This window comes from Alistipes sp. UBA1686 (assembly GCF_002320215.1).
Classification (GTDB): Bacteria; Bacteroidota; Bacteroidia; order Bacteroidales; family Rikenellaceae; genus Alistipes; species Alistipes onderdonkii.
In genome coordinates this window covers 142,358-160,650 of the sequence record NZ_DCKA01000018.1, presented here as the reverse complement: position 1 = coordinate 160,650, position 18,293 = coordinate 142,358, and the positions used below count along the sequence as shown (strand labels likewise).

The 18,293-nt window shown below is 57.3% G+C and carries 13 protein-coding genes and 1 pseudogene; 11 read left to right on the top strand and 3 right to left on the bottom strand.

Features of this window, described 5'->3' with window-relative positions:
* The first annotated feature begins 3 nt into the window (after positions 1-3).
* Together recJ and B3C38_RS08640 are read left to right on the top strand one after the other, a co-directional pair.
* A complete protein-coding gene (gene recJ / locus B3C38_RS08645) occupies positions 4-1,770 on the top strand; it encodes a single-stranded-DNA-specific exonuclease RecJ (protein WP_055201670.1) in 1,767 nt (588 codons plus the stop codon).
* 89 nt (positions 1,771-1,859) lie between these two features.
* Positions 1,860-5,009, top strand: a complete 3,150-nt coding sequence (locus B3C38_RS08640) for an ATP-binding protein (RefSeq protein WP_286726704.1) — start codon at positions 1,860-1,862, stop codon at positions 5,007-5,009.
* 56 nt (positions 5,010-5,065) lie between these two features.
* On the opposite strand, the gene B3C38_RS08635 is transcribed toward B3C38_RS08640, so the two are convergent.
* Positions 5,066-5,596 carry a nitroreductase family protein gene (locus tag B3C38_RS08635; RefSeq protein ID WP_022332226.1) on the bottom strand — a complete coding sequence of 177 codons (531 nt, stop codon included), beginning with the start codon at positions 5,594-5,596 and terminating at the stop codon, positions 5,066-5,068.
* Positions 5,597-5,822: 226 nt separating this feature from the next.
* Here B3C38_RS08635 and B3C38_RS08630 point away from each other — a divergent pair, with 226 nt between their 5' ends.
* The 4 genes from B3C38_RS08630 to folE all read left to right on the top strand — a co-directional run bounded on the left by B3C38_RS08630 (position 5,823) and on the right by folE (position 8,941).
* Positions 5,823-6,599: a hypothetical protein gene (locus tag B3C38_RS08630; RefSeq protein ID WP_022332225.1), complete on the top strand. Its 777-nt coding sequence runs from the start codon at positions 5,823-5,825 to the stop codon at positions 6,597-6,599.
* A gap of 43 nt (positions 6,600-6,642) precedes the next feature.
* On the top strand, positions 6,643-7,482 hold the full coding sequence (locus B3C38_RS08625; protein ID WP_022332224.1) for an HAD family hydrolase: 840 nt from the start codon (positions 6,643-6,645) through the stop codon (positions 7,480-7,482).
* A gap of 107 nt (positions 7,483-7,589) precedes the next feature.
* Positions 7,590-8,171 carry an RdgB/HAM1 family non-canonical purine NTP pyrophosphatase gene (gene rdgB, locus B3C38_RS08620; RefSeq protein WP_022332223.1) on the top strand — a complete coding sequence of 194 codons (582 nt, stop codon included), beginning with the start codon at positions 7,590-7,592 and terminating at the stop codon, positions 8,169-8,171.
* 161 nt (positions 8,172-8,332) lie between these two features.
* Entirely contained in the window at positions 8,333-8,941 is a 609-nt protein-coding gene (folE, locus tag B3C38_RS08615; RefSeq protein ID WP_117507269.1) for a GTP cyclohydrolase I FolE, read from the top strand.
* Between the two features lie 74 nt (positions 8,942-9,015).
* On the opposite strand, the gene B3C38_RS08610 is transcribed toward folE, so the two are convergent.
* On the bottom strand, positions 9,016-11,349 hold the full coding sequence (locus B3C38_RS08610; protein ID WP_022332698.1) for a PAS domain-containing protein: 2,334 nt from the start codon (positions 11,347-11,349) through the stop codon (positions 9,016-9,018).
* Positions 11,350-11,759: 410 nt separating this feature from the next.
* Between B3C38_RS08610 and B3C38_RS08605 the strand changes: the two genes are divergently transcribed.
* The 3 genes from B3C38_RS08605 to B3C38_RS08595 all read left to right on the top strand — a co-directional run bounded on the left by B3C38_RS08605 (position 11,760) and on the right by B3C38_RS08595 (position 14,148).
* Positions 11,760-12,401 carry a DUF4136 domain-containing protein gene (locus B3C38_RS08605; RefSeq protein WP_022332699.1) on the top strand — a complete coding sequence of 214 codons (642 nt, stop codon included), beginning with the start codon at positions 11,760-11,762 and terminating at the stop codon, positions 12,399-12,401.
* Between the two features lie 25 nt (positions 12,402-12,426).
* The gene (locus B3C38_RS08600; protein ID WP_055201676.1) at positions 12,427-13,059 is read left to right on the top strand and encodes an outer membrane beta-barrel protein; all 633 of its coding nucleotides are present in this window, start codon (positions 12,427-12,429) and stop codon (positions 13,057-13,059) included.
* 318 nt (positions 13,060-13,377) lie between these two features.
* Positions 13,378-14,148: a class I SAM-dependent methyltransferase gene (locus B3C38_RS08595; RefSeq protein ID WP_022332701.1), complete on the top strand. Its 771-nt coding sequence runs from the start codon at positions 13,378-13,380 to the stop codon at positions 14,146-14,148.
* Between the two features lie 78 nt (positions 14,149-14,226).
* Here B3C38_RS08595 and B3C38_RS08590 read toward each other — a convergent pair whose 3' ends face one another.
* Positions 14,227-15,597 carry a cellulase family glycosylhydrolase gene (locus B3C38_RS08590; protein WP_278808408.1) on the bottom strand — a complete coding sequence of 457 codons (1,371 nt, stop codon included), beginning with the start codon at positions 15,595-15,597 and terminating at the stop codon, positions 14,227-14,229.
* Positions 15,598-15,949: 352 nt separating this feature from the next.
* Between B3C38_RS08590 and B3C38_RS12615 the strand changes: the two are divergent.
* Both B3C38_RS12615 and B3C38_RS12610 read left to right on the top strand, forming a co-directional pair.
* Positions 15,950-17,203: pseudogene (locus B3C38_RS12615) on the top strand (glycoside hydrolase 5 family protein); the annotation flags it as partial.
* Between the two features lie 3 nt (positions 17,204-17,206).
* Positions 17,207-18,292, top strand: a complete 1,086-nt coding sequence (locus tag B3C38_RS12610; protein ID WP_414630904.1) for a glycoside hydrolase family 26 protein — start codon at positions 17,207-17,209, stop codon at positions 18,290-18,292.
* Position 18,293: the final 1 nt, after the last annotated feature.

Sequence of the window (18,293 nt, the reverse complement as noted above, 5' to 3'; positions counted from 1 at the left end):
CGTATGCCTATAGAAAAACGATGGGTAGTGAAACCGCAGGGCGATTCCGAGGCGGTGGCGAAGCTCGCTGCCGTGCTCAGGATTTCTCCCGTGCTGGCGAACCTGCTCGTACAGAGAGGCATAGACACCGTAGAAAAGGCGGACAAGTTCTTTAAACCCAGTCTCGCCGACCTCCACGACCCGTTCCTGATGAAGGACATGGACAAGGCGGTCGAGCGGGTCGAGCAGGCCGTTCGTAACAATGAGAAAATCATGGTTTACGGCGACTACGACGTGGACGGCTGTACGGCCGTTGCACTGGTGTACAAGTTCCTGCGCCAGATCGGGCATAAAAACCTGATGTTCTACATCCCCGACCGCTATACCGAAGGTTACGGTATCTCGGTCAAGGGTATCGACCTGGCAGCCCGCAAGGGCGTGGGTCTTATCATCGCCTTGGACTGCGGTATCAAAGCCACGGAAAAGGTAGTCTATGCAAAGACGAAGGGCGTGGATTTCATCATCTGCGACCATCACCTCCCGGCCGAGGAAATTCCCCGTGCCGTAGCTGTCCTGGATCCCAAGCGGGTCGATTGTTCCTATCCGTTCGACGAATTGTCGGGCTGCGGCGTAGGCTTCAAGCTCGTGCAGGCCTATGCGCAGAAAAACCGGATCCCGTTCGAACAGATCAGCCCGCTGTTAGACCTGCTGGTCGTGAGCATCGCTTCGGATATCGTACCCCTGGTGGGCGAAAACCGTATCCTTGCCCATTTCGGGTTGAAAGACCTCAACCGCGAACCGTCGAAAGGATTGCTGTCGATCATCAAGATCTGCGGCCTGGACAAGCACAACATCACCATCGACGACATCGTCTTCAAGATCGGGCCGCGTATCAACGCCGCCGGACGTATGCGGATGGACGAGAACGACGAAAACGCCTCGCCCTCGGGCGGGCATGCGGCTGTCGAGTTGCTGATCGAAGGCAACGAAAGCATCGCCGCGGAGTTCGGGAACGTCATCGACGCCTACAACCAGGATCGCAAGTCGATCGACCGTTCGGTGACGCAGGAAGCGCACGATTTTATCGAGCGCAACCCCGCAATGAAAGAGCTGAAGAGCACGGTGATCTACAATCCCAAGTGGATGAAGGGCATCGTGGGAATCGTCGCCTCGCGCCTGATCGAGACCTACTACCGGCCGACGGTGGTGCTGACGATGAGCAACGGCTTCGTGACGGGGTCGGCACGCTCGGTACCGGGCTTCGACCTTTACCAGGCCGTGGAGTCGTGCTCGGATCTGCTGGAGAACTTCGGCGGGCATATGTATGCCGCCGGGCTGACGATGCGACCCGAGAACGTCGAGGAATTCACGCGCAGGTTCAACGCCTATGTCGAGGAGAACATCGACCCGCAGATGCTCATGCCGCAGGTGGATATCGACAGCGAACTGCTCTTCTCGGACATCACCCCCGCGTTCCGCAAAGACCTCAACCGCTTCCAGCCTTTCGGCCCCGGCAACACCGCCCCGGTCTTCGCGACCTACGGCGTAAGCAACCACGGCGACGCCAAACTGGTCGGCATGGAGTGCGAGCACCTGCGCATGGATTTGATCCAGCGGCAGAAACCCAACACGAAGATCCAGTCGATCGCCTTCCAGCAACCCACGCATTACGAATGGGTGCGCTCGGGACGCCCGATCGACGTATGCTACCAGATCGTAGAGAACCACTACCGGGGGACGGTAACCACCCAACTCCGCATCAAGGACATCAAACCGGTCATGAACCGATAACTTTACATAAGAAGGGAGGGGGCTGTCTTCCGGCAGCCCCCTCCCGCTATTTTTGCGTCATGCACTACTCCCTTGCGTCCCTTTTTCCCATGAACATCCCGACCACCCGGCTCGGCCTCCGGCCCCGGCCCTTCATATGGGTCTTACTTTTAGGCTGCATTTTAGCATACCCCCTCGCACCGGCCGTCAGCAGCCCTTCCGGCGACAAGCGCGATTATATACTGGTCATCAACACCTATGCGGAATCGACCCCGTGGAGCAGAGGCATTATTACCGACATCACGGCGCGCGTCGAGCAGATCGAAAACCTGGAACTCTACACCGAGCATATAAACCTGCTGTTGGTAGATTCCCCTCGGGAAATCGAGACCTTCGAGACGAACCTCCTGCGAGAATACGGCAAAAAACCACCCCGGGCCCTGGTGCTGATCGGAACCCCTACGGCGCTGCTGCGCAATTTCATTAACAGCATATGGAAAGGCATTCCGACCATCGTATGCGCAGAACAGGATTTTGTCGGGCCGGATAAATATTACCAGAAAAGGCTTCCCATTCCGGCCTCGGAACAGGTACCTCTGCGGACACTGGCAGACCGGGACAATCTGACCCTGCTTTATTCGCCGGCCTATCTCGACCAGAGTATCGACCTGATGAAGCGCATACTGCCCGGCATGGATCGGCTCATATTCATAGACGACGCACGCTACGTCAACCGGCAAACGGAACACGACCTCGCGGAACTGCTCGACTCGAAGTACGGCGGCATAAAATACACGGTTTATTCGGCCGATGAGATCGGGATAGACCAACTGCTCGATTCGCTGAGTACGGTCGACGTAAAACGCACCGGCGTGCTCTTCTCCTCGTGGCATTACCTGAAGAACATGTCCGGGCGCAACGAAATCATGACCAACCCGTTCAAGATCATCGCCAGTTCGTCCGTACCGTTGTTCTCGCTGCGTCCGACGGGACTCAAGAGCAGCGGCATGATCGGAGGTTACGTATACGACGAAAACGAATATTCCGACAGGCTGATAGCTACCGTAAACGCAGTGCTGGAGGGCAAGCAGCCGCGCGACATTCCCTTTTACACCCCCGTCCGGGTACAACCCGTCTTCAACTATCCGGTACTGCTCCGGCACAACATCTCCCCGAACACCTGCCCGACGAACACTCTGTTTTTCGACAAACCTGCCTCGTTCATGGAGCGGTATAAAACATGGATCGGCGTCTGCGGCGGTATTTTCCTGTTATTCCTCATCTTCCAGCAATGGAGGATCGCCGTCCTGCGCAAAGTCGACGCAGCCCACCAGAAGGAGCGGGAAACCCAGGCCACATATTCGCACCTGTTCAACAACATGCCGATCCTGTATATGCAGGAACGGGCCGTGTTCGACGCACAGGGAACGGCCATAGACACTGTTTACGTCGATGTGAATGCCTATTTTGAACGTTCTTTCTACCGCCGGGACGAAGTGATCGGCAAATCCGGGGCGACGGTTTTTCCCGAGTCGCAGTCCCAGTTCATGCCGATCATCGACATCGTCCTGAAGGAAAAGCGGAGCATCACCTTCCCGTATTACCATAAACCGGTGGATATCTTCTACGAAGTCGTCATCTGCCCTTCGTACCGAAAGGACACGGTCGACATTTTCTGCATCGACAGCACGGCCCTGCACAACGCCCAGAAAAAGGTGGATTCGGTGAACCGGAAACTCGCATTGGCGCTCAACGTGGCCAACATCATCCCCTGGAAGTGGGATCTTACGAACCACACTATCCTGTGCGACCTCAACAAGGCGGCCAAGATGGCCGCCGGAATGTCGCTGGCAAACAACGCCTCGCTTGCGGTGGACGAGGAGTGCTACTTCTCGAAAGTCCACAAGGAAGACCGGGAACACGTCCGCGCAGCTTACAGGAACCTGATCGAAGGGCATACGGAGAAGGTCTGCGAAGAGTTCCGCGTCGTATCCAACGAGAGCGGGCACTGGCACATGGAGTGGGTCGAGGCACAGGCCACGGTCGAAACCCGCGACTGCGATGGCAGGCCGCTGTCGCTGGTGGGGACATCGCTCGTGATCTCCGAACGCAAACAGATGGAGCAGGAGCTGCTCACCGCACGCGACCGTGCCGAAGAGTCGAACCGCCTGAAATCGGCATTCCTGGCCAACATGAGCCACGAGATACGCACGCCGCTCAATGCCATCGTCGGGTTTTCGGGCATCCTTGCCTCGACGGACGAAGAGCAGGAAAAGCAGGAATACATGTCGATCATCGAAAGCAACAATACGTTGCTGCTGCAACTCATCAGCGATATCCTCGACCTTTCGAAGATCGAGGCCGGGACGCTCGAATTCGTCCATACGGATTTCGAACTGAACGAGCTGATGCGCGAGAAAGAGAACGTCATGAGGCTGAAAACCGACCAGAACGTGGAGCTGGTATTCGAACAGCGGTATGAAACCTGCCACGTCCGCACCGACCGCAACCGCCTTTCGCAGCTGATGATAAACCTGCTGACGAACGCCGCGAAATTCACGCACCGGGGATCGATCCGCTTCGGCTACGAACTCCGTGCCGGACAACTCTATTTCTGGGTTGCGGACACCGGCTGCGGTATCCCCGCCGAACGGAAGGACGCGGTCTTCGAGCGCTTCGTCAAACTCAACTCGTTCAAGCAGGGCACAGGGCTCGGGCTTTCCATCTGCCGGACGATCGTAGAGCATTTGGAAGGAAATATCGGTGTTGAATCGGAAGAGGGCAAAGGTTCGACCTTCTGGTTCACGCTTCCGTACGTCCCCGGCAAACAGGAACCGGCGAAGATCCCGGCACAGATGCTGCAGACCGTCCCGACGGTCGAGAAGGACAAACTGGTAATCCTCATCGCCGAGGACAACGAAAGCAATTACCGTCTTTTCGAGTCGATCCTGCGGCACGAATACAAACTCCTGCACGCCTGGAACGGCCGCGAAGCGGTCGATTTATTCAACCGGTACACCCCGCACCTGGTGCTCATGGACATCAACATGCCCGAGATGGACGGCTACGAAGCCACGGCTCAGATCCGCAAACAGTCGGCCGACGTGCCAATCATCGCCGTGACGGCTTTCGCCTTCGCATCCGACGAACAGAAGGTACTCTCGAGCGGATTCGACGGCTACATGCCCAAGCCGATCAACGCCCGGCAACTCAAAACACAGGTACTCGACATGCTTCGCAAGCGCATGACGCTGATTTAAATGGAAAAGGAAGCCCCGTCGGGAGCTTCCTTTTTCATCGGTGCCCGTATCCGTTCTTACTCCAGGCGGATGATCCGCGCATCGTCGTCCGACCCGGGCAGCGGGGCGGGGGTGAAGTCGGAATACCCCGCCGCAACGGCGCAGAGGGGTTGGCAGTCCGCCGGGATGGGCAGGAAGCTGCGCAGGTAGCCAGCGGCAGTCTCCCCGCCGGGCTCGTCCTTGCGGCGCGGGCGGCCGTTGATGTGCACCCAGCACGAAGCCAGTCCTTCGTCGACACACGCCAGTTGCAGGATGGTCGCCGAGATCGCGGCGTTCTCCCGCCACAGGTCGCTTTTCGTGGTATCGCCCAGCACGACGATCGCCAGCGGGGCACCCTTCATGAACGCCGAACCGTAATCGCGCATGTCGGCCATGCGGGCCACCAGGGCAGGGTCGTCGACCACCACCAGGTGCGTCGTACGGGTATTGCGCGCCGATGGCGCCGACAGAGTCTCGTGCAGGATGCGGTCTACGACCTCACGCGGCACCGCACGCTCCGAGAATTTGCGGATGCTGCGGCGTTTTTCGATCAACTCTTTGAATTCCATCTGTTTTTATATTTTGTGTTTTCGGCCTCTCTTTTGCAAAAATAGTGAAAAAAAACTATCTTTGTTAAATTGATAATATTTCAGCAGGATTCGCAATCCGATATACCGAACTATTATTTACCGAACCAAACGTTCACCGCATCCAGGCAAAGGAATGCAACAAAATCAGCCATACATTCCATACAGCACTCCCAACCGGGAAGCACAGAAATACCTATTACTTAAAATGATGAAAATAAAAAATATAATCCTCTCGTTTCTATTAGGTATTTTCACCGTCGCATGCAGCGGAGCAGGCGAAGTTGCCGACGAAGGATACATGGGTTCCGGCTATACAAAGGAGGAATTAGACGCAAAGGGAGTCAATACCCAGCATCTGTTCGTATTTACGGAGGAGCGTGCTACTTACAATGGCCGGACATTCTCGATAAACATACCCATTGACTCGCTTATCGAGATATTCGGACCTTGCGAGAGAATCCTTTACGGAAAAGATTACAATACAGGATACAACCGCTATTTCTGGGACACGATAGGCTTTACAGCTTTAGTCTCCCCCGAAAAAGAAGTAATGGAGTTCAATCTGCATTGGGATTACCTGCCTAAAGAAAAGGAATACGACTATGACGATCCGGATCCGGCCGATGTTCCGGCAAAATTTTTCAAAGGAAAGATACTGTTGAACGGGATTCCACTCGACAATACGTCGGATTACGCAGATTATTGCAATAATAAAGAGATACAAAGTCTGTTGCTTAAATTAGCAAGGAAGAAGGGGATCAAAAGAAACTTCCATCAATGTTTATATCATTTCGTAGACAATGGAAGTATTAATCGGTACCATCACTCTTATCATAAGCTCTACTTTTTCGATTATACGACATTCGAAAACAATCCTTTTTTCTCATACAGGGTGAAAGTAGTAACCAAAACCGGACAGATACATGAATTCGGAATGCAGTACGCTGTCTACACCAATCCAAACTCCATAGATATCTTTTGACCTATTCATTTATACATATTTGATCTTCAAAACTTTGAAAACGATGGAATTCAGATTCACCATAGCCCTTATCTACGATTTCGACGGCACGCTCGCCCCCGGCAACATGCAGGAGTACGACTTCATACCCGCCGTGGGCAAAAGCAACAAGGAATTCTGGACGGAGGCCAACACGCTGGCCGAAGAACAGGATGCCGACATGGTACTGACCTATATGGCACGCATGTTACAGGAAGCCAAGTCGAAAGGGCTGTCGCTGCGGCGCGAGGCATTTCAGGATTCGGGACGCCGCGTGACGCTTTACAAGGGCGTGAAGGAGTGGTTTGCGCGGATCAACGCCTACGGCGCCGCACACGGGATAAGAATCCTGCACTACATCAACTCGTCAGGGATGAAGGAGATCATCGAAGGAACTCAGATCGCACACGAGTTCCGGAAGATCTATGCCTGCTCGTTTCTCTACGACGTCGACGGCATCGCCTACTGGCCCGCCGTGGCGGTCAACTACACCAACAAGACGCAGTTCATCTTCAAGATCAACAAAGGCGTCGAATCGGTGTTCGACAGCAAGATGGTGAATCGTTACATCCCCGAAAACGAACGTCCCGTGCCGTTCAAGCACATGATCTACGTGGGCGACGGGACGACCGACATCCCCTGCATGCGGCTGGTGAAAAATTCCGGCGGACATTCGATCGCGGTCTACAACCCCGACCAGAAGGGTGCCCGCAAGGAGATGGCCTCGCTGATCCACGACAACCGCGTAAGCCACGTCTGCCCGGCCGACTACTCCGAAGGCTCGGACATGGACATCCTGGTCAAAACCATCATCGACAAGATCGACCTGGACGACAGGCTCGAAAAACTCGAAGTCGTGAAATAACCCGGCCAGCGGGACGGGAAGCGGATATGCCCGGGACGCCCCCGGAGACGGGCAGCGAGGAAAGCCGGGCATCCCGACGAAAGATTCAAGCATCGGAAAAAGAGAATATGGACATTATTTTCGCAACCAACAACGCACACAAGCTCACCGAGGTACAGGCCGTACTGGGGCCCGGATACAAGTTGCTGACACCCCGCGACTGCGGCGTGACGGAGGAGATCCCCGAGGAACAGGATACCCTCGAAGGCAACGCCTCGCAGAAGGCGCATTACCTGCACGAACGCACCGGAATGGATTGCTTCGCCGACGACACGGGGCTCGAAGTCGAAGCGCTGGGCGGGGCCCCGGGCGTACACTCGGCACGCTACGCCACCGACGGGCACGACTTCGCGGCCAACAACCGGCTGCTGCTGAAAAACCTCAAAGGGCAGGCCAACCGCCGGGCACGGTTCCGCACGGTGATATCGCTGCTCCTGGACGGCGAAGAGCACCTTTTCGAAGGGATCGTCGAGGGGCGCATCATCGACCGGGAAACGGGGCACGAGGGATTCGGGTTCGACCCGCTGTTCATCCCCGACGGATACGACCGAACCTTCGCGCAGATGACCACCGGGGAGAAAAACGAAGTGTCGCACCGTGCTCGTGCCGTACGCAAACTCGCCGCGTACTTGCATTCCGTCGAGAAATAAGCGTCTTTACGAAAAACAGGCGGCGCCCCGGCAATGTCCGAATAAATTCGGCATTGCGCCCGGCTTGCATCGTCTTTAACCCTGTTTTAGACAGGCGGCGCCTCGGCAAATTGCAAGTAAACTTGCTTTTGCCCTCGGCTTGCACTATCTTTGCCGTTCCTATGGAAGAGAGAAATTACAACAAGGAGGAGCGTTTCGACGCCAAGGCCATCGAAGGGCTGAAGCACCACTACACCGAAATACTGCGGTTGCTGGGCGAGGATCCCGCACGCGAAGGGTTGCAAAAGACCCCCGAACGGGTGGCCAAGGCAATGTCGTTCCTGACGAAAGGCTATGACGAAAACCCGTTGGAGATCATTCGCTCGGCGACGTTCCGCGAAGAGTACAAGCAGATGGTGCTGGTGAAGGACATCGAACTTTATTCGCTCTGCGAGCATCATATGCTACCGTTCTACGGCAAGGCGCATGTCGCCTACATCCCCAACGGCCATATCACGGGGCTTTCCAAAATAGCCCGTGTGGTGGAGTGCTTCGCCCGCCGCCTGCAGGTACAGGAGAGGCTGACGGTGCAGATCCGCGACTGCATCCAGGAGGCGCTGAACCCCATGGGCGTGGCCGTCGTGATCGAAGCGAGCCACATGTGCATGCAGATGCGCGGCATCGAAAAGCAACAGTCGGCGACGACGACCTCGGCCTTCACCGGGATTTTCCTCTCCGACCACCGCACGCGCGAAGAGTTCATGACCCTGATCTCGCACCGGTACCGGTAGACCCGCCGCACGATAAAACGGAACGTCCCGCAGCGCACGGCTTGCGGGACGTTCCGTTTCCGGGGGCGACCCGGTTATGATTTGCCCTTACCCTTGAACTCCACCAGAGCGGCATTCAGCGCCCGGTGGAGCGAATACTGCGAGAGTGGTTTGACGAGAAATTCGTTGCACCCCGCATTGCGGGCGCTCTCGATCTCGCTGCCGGATGAATAGGCCGACATGGCAATGATGGGGACGTCCGCCGAAACGCTGCGGATACGCCGCGTAGCCTCAAGGCCGTCCATCACGGGCATGCGGATGTCCATCAGCACGGCATCGGGCTGTACCGTCCCGAACATGTCCACAGCCTCGGCTCCCGTATGGGCACGCACGAGGCTGAAGCGGCGGCTGAGGACGGCTTCGATGAGTCTGAAATTGGTGTCCGAATCCTCGGCGACCAGCAGCACCCACGACTTGCCGTCGTCCCGGCCCGGGGCGGCGCAAAGCTGCTCGTCGTTTTTGCTGCCGTCCCGGTGGACGACGGGGATCGAGAAATGGAACCGCGTGCCCTTCCCGGGTTCGGAATCCACGCCGATCGTTCCGTCGAGTTTTTCGACGATCATCTTCGAAATGGCCAGCCCGAGTCCCGTGCCGGACACGAAATCGTTGAGTTTGACGAACCGGTCGAAGATATTGCGCGCCTTCTCGGGCGGTATGCCCATGCCCGTATCCTGGACGAAGAACTCCACACACCCGTCCTTCAGGTCGAACCCGAAGCGGATCTCCCCCTCTTCGGTAAACTTGCCGGCGTTGTTCAGCAGGTTGGAAATAACCTGTGCCAGGCGGTTCTGGTCGCAGACGATCTCCACGTTCGCGACCCGTTCTTCGAAGACCAGTTCCACGCCCGGCTTGACGCGGGGTTTGTGGACTTCCAGCTCCGAGCGGCAGAGGTCGTTAAGGTTCATCGGCCTGAAGCGGAATTCGAGCGTCCCGGCTTCGATCTTCGAAATGTCGAGGATATCGTTTATCAGTTGCAGCAGCAGCTCGGAATTGACGTCGATGATATCGATGAACTGTTGTTTCTCCTCCTCGGTTTCCACCTCGCCGATGAGCTTGGCAAAACCCACGATGGCATTGAGCGGCGTGCGAATCTCGTGGCTCATGTTGGCCAGGAAAGCAGATTTGAGACGGTCGGACTCCTCGGCGCGGATACGCGCCTCGACGATCTCCAGTTCGGCATTCTTCATGTCGGTGATGTCCCACGAGACGCCGATGATGAGCGGAAGGCGGTTTTCGACCGGCACCAGCGACTTGGAAGTATTGACGATACGGGTCTCGCCCGTGGCCGAGACGTACTCCTCGATGAAGGTCTGGCGTTCGCCCGTACGCAGCAGCGTCAGGTCGTCCTGCCGGAAATGCTCCGCATCCTTCGGGCTGGGGAAAATCTCGTAATCGGTATGCCCGAGCGCCCTGGAGGCCGGAATCCGCGAATATTCCTCGAACGCCCGGTTCCAGTAGAGGTAGCGGAACTCGTTGCCCGGGTCTTTCACAAACAGATAGACCGGAATGTTGTTGAGGATGCACTCCAGGATGGAGTTCATCTCCTTGACCTTGTTCTCGTGTTCGATGCGCTGCGTCACGTCCCGGCCGAAGAACCAGACGATCTCGCGCTCCTGAAAATAGTCGTAGATGATGTAGGCCACGATGTCCCACGCCACGATACGTCCCTGCTCGTTCTTGAAGCGGACGGTGTATTTATGCGAGCCGTTATCGCGGCGTATTTTCGCCAGCCGGGCTTCCCACTGCAAACGGGAACCTTCGTACGACCAGAAATCGTAAACCTTGTGTTGCGAAAGGTCGCCTTCGACATCGTGCCGCACCCTGAACTGCTCGTTGGCATATTCCATCGTACCGTCCAGGCTGCAGGCGTAGATCTCCTCGTCGACATTGTTCAGTGCATATTTGACCATCTCCAGTTCATGCTTGGCAGCTTCGGCCTCGGTGATGTCACGGCAGATGCAGAGGGCATGCTCCCCGTCGAGCGGGAAAATCCGGTTTTCGTAGTTGCGGGTTCGGCCGTCGAGCGTAATGTCGTGGTGGGACGAAGAGCCGCACCCCGTCGCAAAAACATTGTCGAGGTTGTTCTTCACATTGCGGCAGGCCGCAGGCGAAAGCATCGTGCGGATGTTCTGCCCGGCGAGCTCTCCGCCCGGAACCCCGACATGGTTGGTCTCATCCGCGGAAACCAGTTCGACCAGCGTCCCGTCGCGATCGAGCACGGTCAGCATGTCGGGTATCGAATCGAGAATCTTACAGGCATAACGCTCCCGGAACCGGCTCCCGGAACCCTTCGGCGTATCGAGTTGTGCTTCGAGCTCTTCGATCCTGCGGAGAAGCTCCTCACGGGAACAGTTATCGTATCGGCTCATACCTTGTGATCATTATGCATAGATAGTTACAAAAGTAATATATTTTCCGAATGACGAACCATTTTCCGACCGAAATCGGCGCCGCACCCCAAACGATTACGACCGGCACGGCAACAATCCCGTTCGGAAGGATGACTTCAGGCCGCAATGCGGCGCGATTACCTTTCAAAAATGGCGCAGGAAAAGCCCGCAAAGACGCTCTTTCAGCCCGAGGATGTATCGAGAGATCCTTTAAGGGCCGTTTCACACAGGAGTAAATTCCTGTGCCCGACCATAAAACACTCCGCCGGCACCCTCCCGTATCGCAAAACCGCTTTTTTATACCCCGATCGGGTTTCCATGCGCGAAAAGGGTGTGGAAGGAACGAATTTTGAACATGCTCCGAGACAGCAAACTAAAAAATCAAAATCATGACCGTCAAAAAATTACGTTACCTCGCATACGCACTCGTTGCAGTTGCGTTTTGCGCGTGCCAGAAAGAGCCCTCGACATCGGGCCTCCACAAAGACTATCTGGTCTACACCGCTTACGACACCGAAGCCGACTTCGGTGCGCTGGACACCTACTACCTCCCCGACAGCATCCTGCTGATCGGCGCAGCAGACAAGACGGAATACTGGAAAGACGACAATGCGCTGGAGATCGTCAACACGGTCGCCGGCCGCATGAACGCCGCCGGCTACACCCGCACCGATGACAAGGAGGCGGCCAATGTCGGACTGCAATTGAGCTACGTGCAGAAAGTGACCTATTTCGTGGGTTACGACTATCCCTACTGGTGGTGGTATTACCCCTACTACTGGACGCCCGGATACTGGGGTGACTGGCTGGGATGGCACTATCCCTACCGCGTATATTACGGTTATACGGCCGGTTCGCTGCTGATCGAGATGCTGGATCTGGAAGCCGACCAGCAGAGCGGCAAGAAACTTCCCGTCATCTGGGACAGCTACATCGGCGGCCTGCTCACCTCGTCGGAAAGCCTCAACCAGCAGCGCACGGTGGACGCCGTAGAACAGGCGTTCGACCAGTCGCCTTATCTGAAAAAATAATTTAACCGTAAAAACACGTCCGATTATGAAAACATCGAAATACCAGGTTCTAAAAACCATCGCACTCTGTGTCGTCCTGCTCGCCGCCGCGCGCACGGGCAAAGCACAGGTCTTCCCGAACAGCTACATCAACGTCGACTGGCAGGTAGGCGTGCCCCTGGGCAGCAGCCTGGCCGACAAAGCCTCGGGCTGGGGCATGAACTTCGAAGGCGGCTATTTCATCACGCCGGCCATCGCCGTGGGCCCGTTCATCTCTTACCAGACCAACCTCGAAACGATCCCGCGCCAGACACTCGACCTGGGCAACGGTTCGGCCCTCACGGTCAACCAGAAGCACTCCGTATTCCAGTTGCCGTTCGGCGTCACCAGCCGTTACACCTGGCTTACGGACAGCGTATTCCAGCCTTATGCGGGCCTGAAGCTGGGTGCCAACTACGCCGAACTTTCGTCCTATTACTACGTCGTCAAGCAGTACAACGACACGTGGGGATTCTTCCTCTCGCCCGAAATCGGCGTGAGCATCTTCCCGCGCCCCGACTACCGTTTCGGGTTCCATGTGGCACTCTATTACAGCTATGCCACCAACAGCGGCGATGTCCTGACTTACTCGGTCAACAATCTCAATAATTTCGGCATACGCGTCGGTATATCATTCTGATGCAGAGTGGGAAAGCGCCTCTTGTGGAGTGCCCCGGTTCCTGAAAAGGGATCGGGGTTCCCTTTTCCCGGGAGCTCTTTCCCAGACGGATTTGCTGGTTCGGGAAATTGTACCTACCTTTACAACGACTAAAACCATTGGATGTTTAATTTGGATTCGGCATTGTAGGAATCCGTACCTCACCACGGATTCCGTCCCATTCTTCCCTCCCGGGGGGCATTCTGCCCGGGCGGATATTCATTTTGCCTTATTTTTTTAAATTCGCCATGCACGGGATTTCCCAATCCATCCCGCGCGCGGCCTCAACTACAAACAACCATGGAACAGGAAAATAAACAGATCTTCGATTTCGATTTAAAAATGATCGCCGATTTCTTCAGGGAACTCGACAGGCAGGGGCCCGGCGGCGTGGAGCAGACGCTCCGCGCCCTGGAATTCGTACCCGACAGGCCGGGGATGCGGATCGCCGACATCGGATGCGGCACCGGCGGACAGACCGTCACGATCGCCCGGAACAGGGATTGTACGATAACGGCCGTCGACCTGCTGCCGGAGCTGTTGGAAGAATTCCGCGCCCGGATAAAAAAGGCCGGGCTGGAAAACCGCGTCACGGCCATACAGGGCTCGATGGACGCACTGCCCTTCAGCCCCGGGGAATTCGACGTGATCTGGGCCGAAGGCTCGATCTACAACATCGGATTCGAACGCGGGCTGAGGGAGTGGCGGCAGTACCTCAAACCGGGCGGCATAATCGCCGTGACCGAGTGCTCGTGGCTCTCGGGCGCACGCCTGGCGTCGAAATTCATCTCGGACTATTTCCCCGACATCGACAGCCCGTCGGGGAAAGTGCGGATCCTCGAAGAGGCGGGATATGCACCGCTGGCGCATTTCGCGCTGCCCGAGCATTGCTGGACGGAAAACTACTTCGCCCATGCAAGCGCACGCATCCCGGGATTCCTCAAGCAATACGGGCACAGTGAAAAAGCACTCCTGCTGGCCGAAATGCAGAAAAACGAGATCGCCCATTACGAAAAATACAAAGCGTACTACGGTTACGTCTTCTACATCGGCCAAAAACCGGAAGAGTAATCCCTCGTCCTGAAAGGCAGAATCCCGCTTCCTTCGGGGAAGCGGGATTCGTTTTTCCGGTTCGGGGAAAATACCCGGTCATTCCATCGAGGTGTAGACGAGCATCGTCTCGGGGGCCAGGCTGATCCGGCTTCCGGGCGCAAGCGCCACCCCGCGCTCCACGGGAAGCAACCGTTCGCCCCCGAGCCTGAGCCGCCCCGGGGCGTAGACATAAAGCGCGAGATCGGAAAGTCCGGGCTGAGGATTTTCCAGCGTCAACTCCACCGTCCGCTCCGAATCCGTATTGACCACAGCCAACGTCACGCCCTTCTCGGTGCGTCCGAACATCGAACGGACTCCGCCGACGCCCGACACTCCGGAGGCGAGAATCTGCGCACCTTGCGGAAAATAGCGGCACAGCAGCGACATGGCATAGTACCAGGGGCGGATCCGTTCCTTGCCGGCGCCGTAGCGCTCTTCGCCGAGGATGTTCCAAAACCCCCATATTTTCAGTTTCCCGGGTTCGTTCATGTGCATCGCATCGTCGAGCATCCAGACCACGCAGCCCGAATAGCCGCATGCGGCCGTTTGCATGACGGCATCGGCAACGTCGATACCGTACATGTGGTCGAAGACGAACATCTGCGAATCGCCGGGCGATGCATCGGGGTCGGCAGCAATCCGCCGCTCGTTCTCGGCGGCATAGGCGGCATCGCGTTCGTCGATGAATTTCAACCCCAGCTCGCCGAGGATCATCTTCGTCCCCGCAGGAGCCGCAGCACGGTAAGCCGAAATCATCGCCGAATACTCCCCCGTATTGACCTGGGCCTTGGAAGGATACGTATGGATGTCGTAAAGCCCCACGGCGTCGCCGAGATCCCGGACGGAATTACTTACCCAGTGTGTTTCGAGGGTCGTCCATACCGCCGCGTCGGGAGCGACCAGCTTCACCCGGCCGGCCATGCCGTGCCGCCGCAGGGAAGCATCCATGGCGCGTGCGGCGCGGAGCCAGAGGGCATAGTCGCCCCGGGTCGAAGCCCACGAGCCGTTAGGTTCGTTGACGATATTGTAGTAACGGATGCAATCGTAACCGCACTCTTCGACCAAGTAGCGCACCATCTCTCCGCTGCTGTCGATCAGCGCCTGGTCGACGGTCTGCGCCTGCCGATCGACCAAGCTTCCGCCCCAGTCGCCGAGCAATACCGTCACGCCATGCGTATTGCAGAACCCGAGAATCATGTGCAAATCCTCCATGTTCCGCGACGGGTCGAACCGCCCGTCCGTGAGATACGACCGGATACCGCCCATCACGCGGATGAAACGGGGCTGCATGTACTCCAGCCTGTCGGTAAGGCGTTTTCGGTCGGCCGCAGAAAACCGGCCGTCGACGTCATGCACCTCGTAAGGATCCCACTGGACGCCGTTGCCGATATAGGCGTCGTCGATCACCCTGCCGCTCAATGTCAGCACGCCCCGAGCAGGCGACGTCCCCTCCGGCGGGGAAGCGTTGCCCCGCGCACAGGCCCATGCGGTTCCAGCCGCACAAACAACTGCAAATAAAGCATATCGCACAATTCTTTTTTCCATCGTCCGGATATTTTCGGTTACGAAGATAAAGATAAGCCGCCCAAAGCTTTCGCATGTAATACTTTTTTAACCGAAACAGATCGTTTGCCGACAATCGGCACAAGCACTACCGGGAAGCAACCCCGGAAGTTACATAAAAAACAAAAAAGTATAAATATCTGTTAAAATACTACTCTTTTCACAGTCGCCTCCGTTCGTATATTTGCATAACTGAAAACCGACTAAACCCGAATCCATGAAACACCTGCTTACGCCGCTGCTCGGAGCCCTTACGCTAAGCTTGTCCGGATGTCAGGACAAGCCCCAGCCCCAGTTCATCCGTGTGGAAAACGGACGTTTCGTCGGCGGAAGCGCCAATTCAGGCTATTTCGTCGGAGCCAACTTTTGGTACGGGGCTCTGCTGGCCACCGAAGGGCCGGGGCGCGACCGTGACCGCCTGTGCCGCGAACTCGACAGGCTGAAGGCATCGGGTATCGGCAACCTGCGTGTCCTGGTCGGGTCGGAAGGCAACACGGGAGTCATATCGAAAGTCGAACCGATCCTGCAAACCGCACCCGGAGTTTACGACGACCGCGCACTCGACGGGCTGGATTTCCTGATGTCCGAACTGGGAAAGCGGGACATGCAGGCAGTGCTCTACCTCACCAATGCCTGGGAATGGAGCGGCGGATACAGCCAGTACCTCGAATGGAGCGGCCGGGGCACCTATCCCGTTCCGGGACTGGCCGGATGGGACACCTTCATGGCTTACGTGCGGCAGTTCCACGAAGCAGAGGCCACCGACAGTTGTAAAATACTGTTGGAAAAACACATACGCCACATCGTCACCCGTACGAACCGTTATACGGGACGCCCCTACCGGGAAGACCCGGCCATCTTCTCCTGGCAGATCGCCAACGAGCCGCGGGCCTTCTCGGATGACAACAAGGAACGCTTCTTCGCCTGGGTCGCCCGCACGGCGAAACTCATCAAGCAACTCGACCCCAACCACATGGTTTCGACCGGCAGCGAAGGGGAAATGGGATGCGAAGGGGACATCGGGCTATGGCGGCGCATCCACGCCCTGCCGGAGATCGACTACGCCAACATACACATCTGGCCCTACAACTGGCGGTGGATCAGCCAGGAAAATGTCGGGGGAGACCTCACGGCGGCCTGCGAAAAAACGACCGAATACATCCGCCGCCATGCGGAAATCGCACGGGAGCTGGGCAAACCGCTCGTCATCGAGGAGTTCGGCTACCCGCGCGACAGCTTCGCCTTCGAGCCCGGCTCGCCTACGACGGCCCGCGACGCCTACTACCGCCATATCTTCGAGCAGGTCATACGCAGTGCAGCGGCCGGCGACATCGTGGCAGGATGCAATTTCTGGGGCTGGGGCGGCGCGGCACGCCCCGTACACCTCAGCTGGCAAGCCGGCGACGATTACTGCGGCGACCCGGCACAGGAAGAGCAGGGGCTTAATTCGGTCTTCGACAACGACCATACTACCTTGCGGGAGATCACGGCGGCAAATCGCACGCTGGGCCTCCATGCACAAGCGCTTACGGCGACACCCGGCAACGGAACCCCGGCGGCCCTGCTCCGGCTCCTGCGGGAAACATCCGCCCGGAACCGGCTGTTGTTCGGGCAGCAGGACTTCCCCTTTTACGGCTGCGACTGGGCCTACCGGCCCGGCTGTTGCGACGTGAAGGCATGCTGTGGGGATTATCCGGCCGTGCTGGGCTGCGACCTCGGGGAAATCGAGCTCGGGACGGGGCATAATCTCGACGGCGTACCCTTCGACACGATGCGCCGCGAAATTGTCCGGCAATACGAACGCGGCGGGCTGACGACCGTCAGCTGGCATCCCCGCAACCCGTTAACAGGCGGCGACGCATGGGATGTGAGCGACCCCGGCACCGTACGTTCGGTACTGCCGGGCGGCAGAAACCATGCGAAATTCCTCGGATGGGTGGATCTTGCGGCCGATTTTCTCAACTCCCTGTCCACGAACGACGGCACGACCGTTCCGGTGTTGTTTCGTCCCTGGCACGAGCACACCGGGAGCTGGTTCTGGTGGGGACAACGGCTCTGTTCGACCGCCGAATACGAAGCACTTTGGAAAATGACCGTCGAACGCATGCGCGACAGGGGCGTACGTATGCTCACCGTCTATTCGCCCAACCCGTGCGTCACAGGACTGGAATACCTCGAGCGTTATCCGGGGGATGCATGGGTCGACATACTGGGGCTGGATGCCTACCACAGCAGCGATGCCGGGGCATTCGTCACGCGGCTCGGGGCATCGCTCGGGATCATGGATCAGATCGCCCGAGACCACCGGAAACCCTATGCCGTATCGGAAACCGGCATGGAGGGTATTCCGCGTGCCGACTGGTGGACGGGGGTACTGATGCAGGGCATCGGGGAGCAGCGTCCCGCATACGTACTGGTATGGAGGAATGCCTTACAGACGCTAAAACCCGGGCATTTTTACGCACCCTATCCCGGACAGGTCTCGCAGGCCAACTTCAACCGGTTCTATGCTTCGCCACGGACGTTATTCGCGGCCGATGCAGCCAACGCCTTTCAATAAC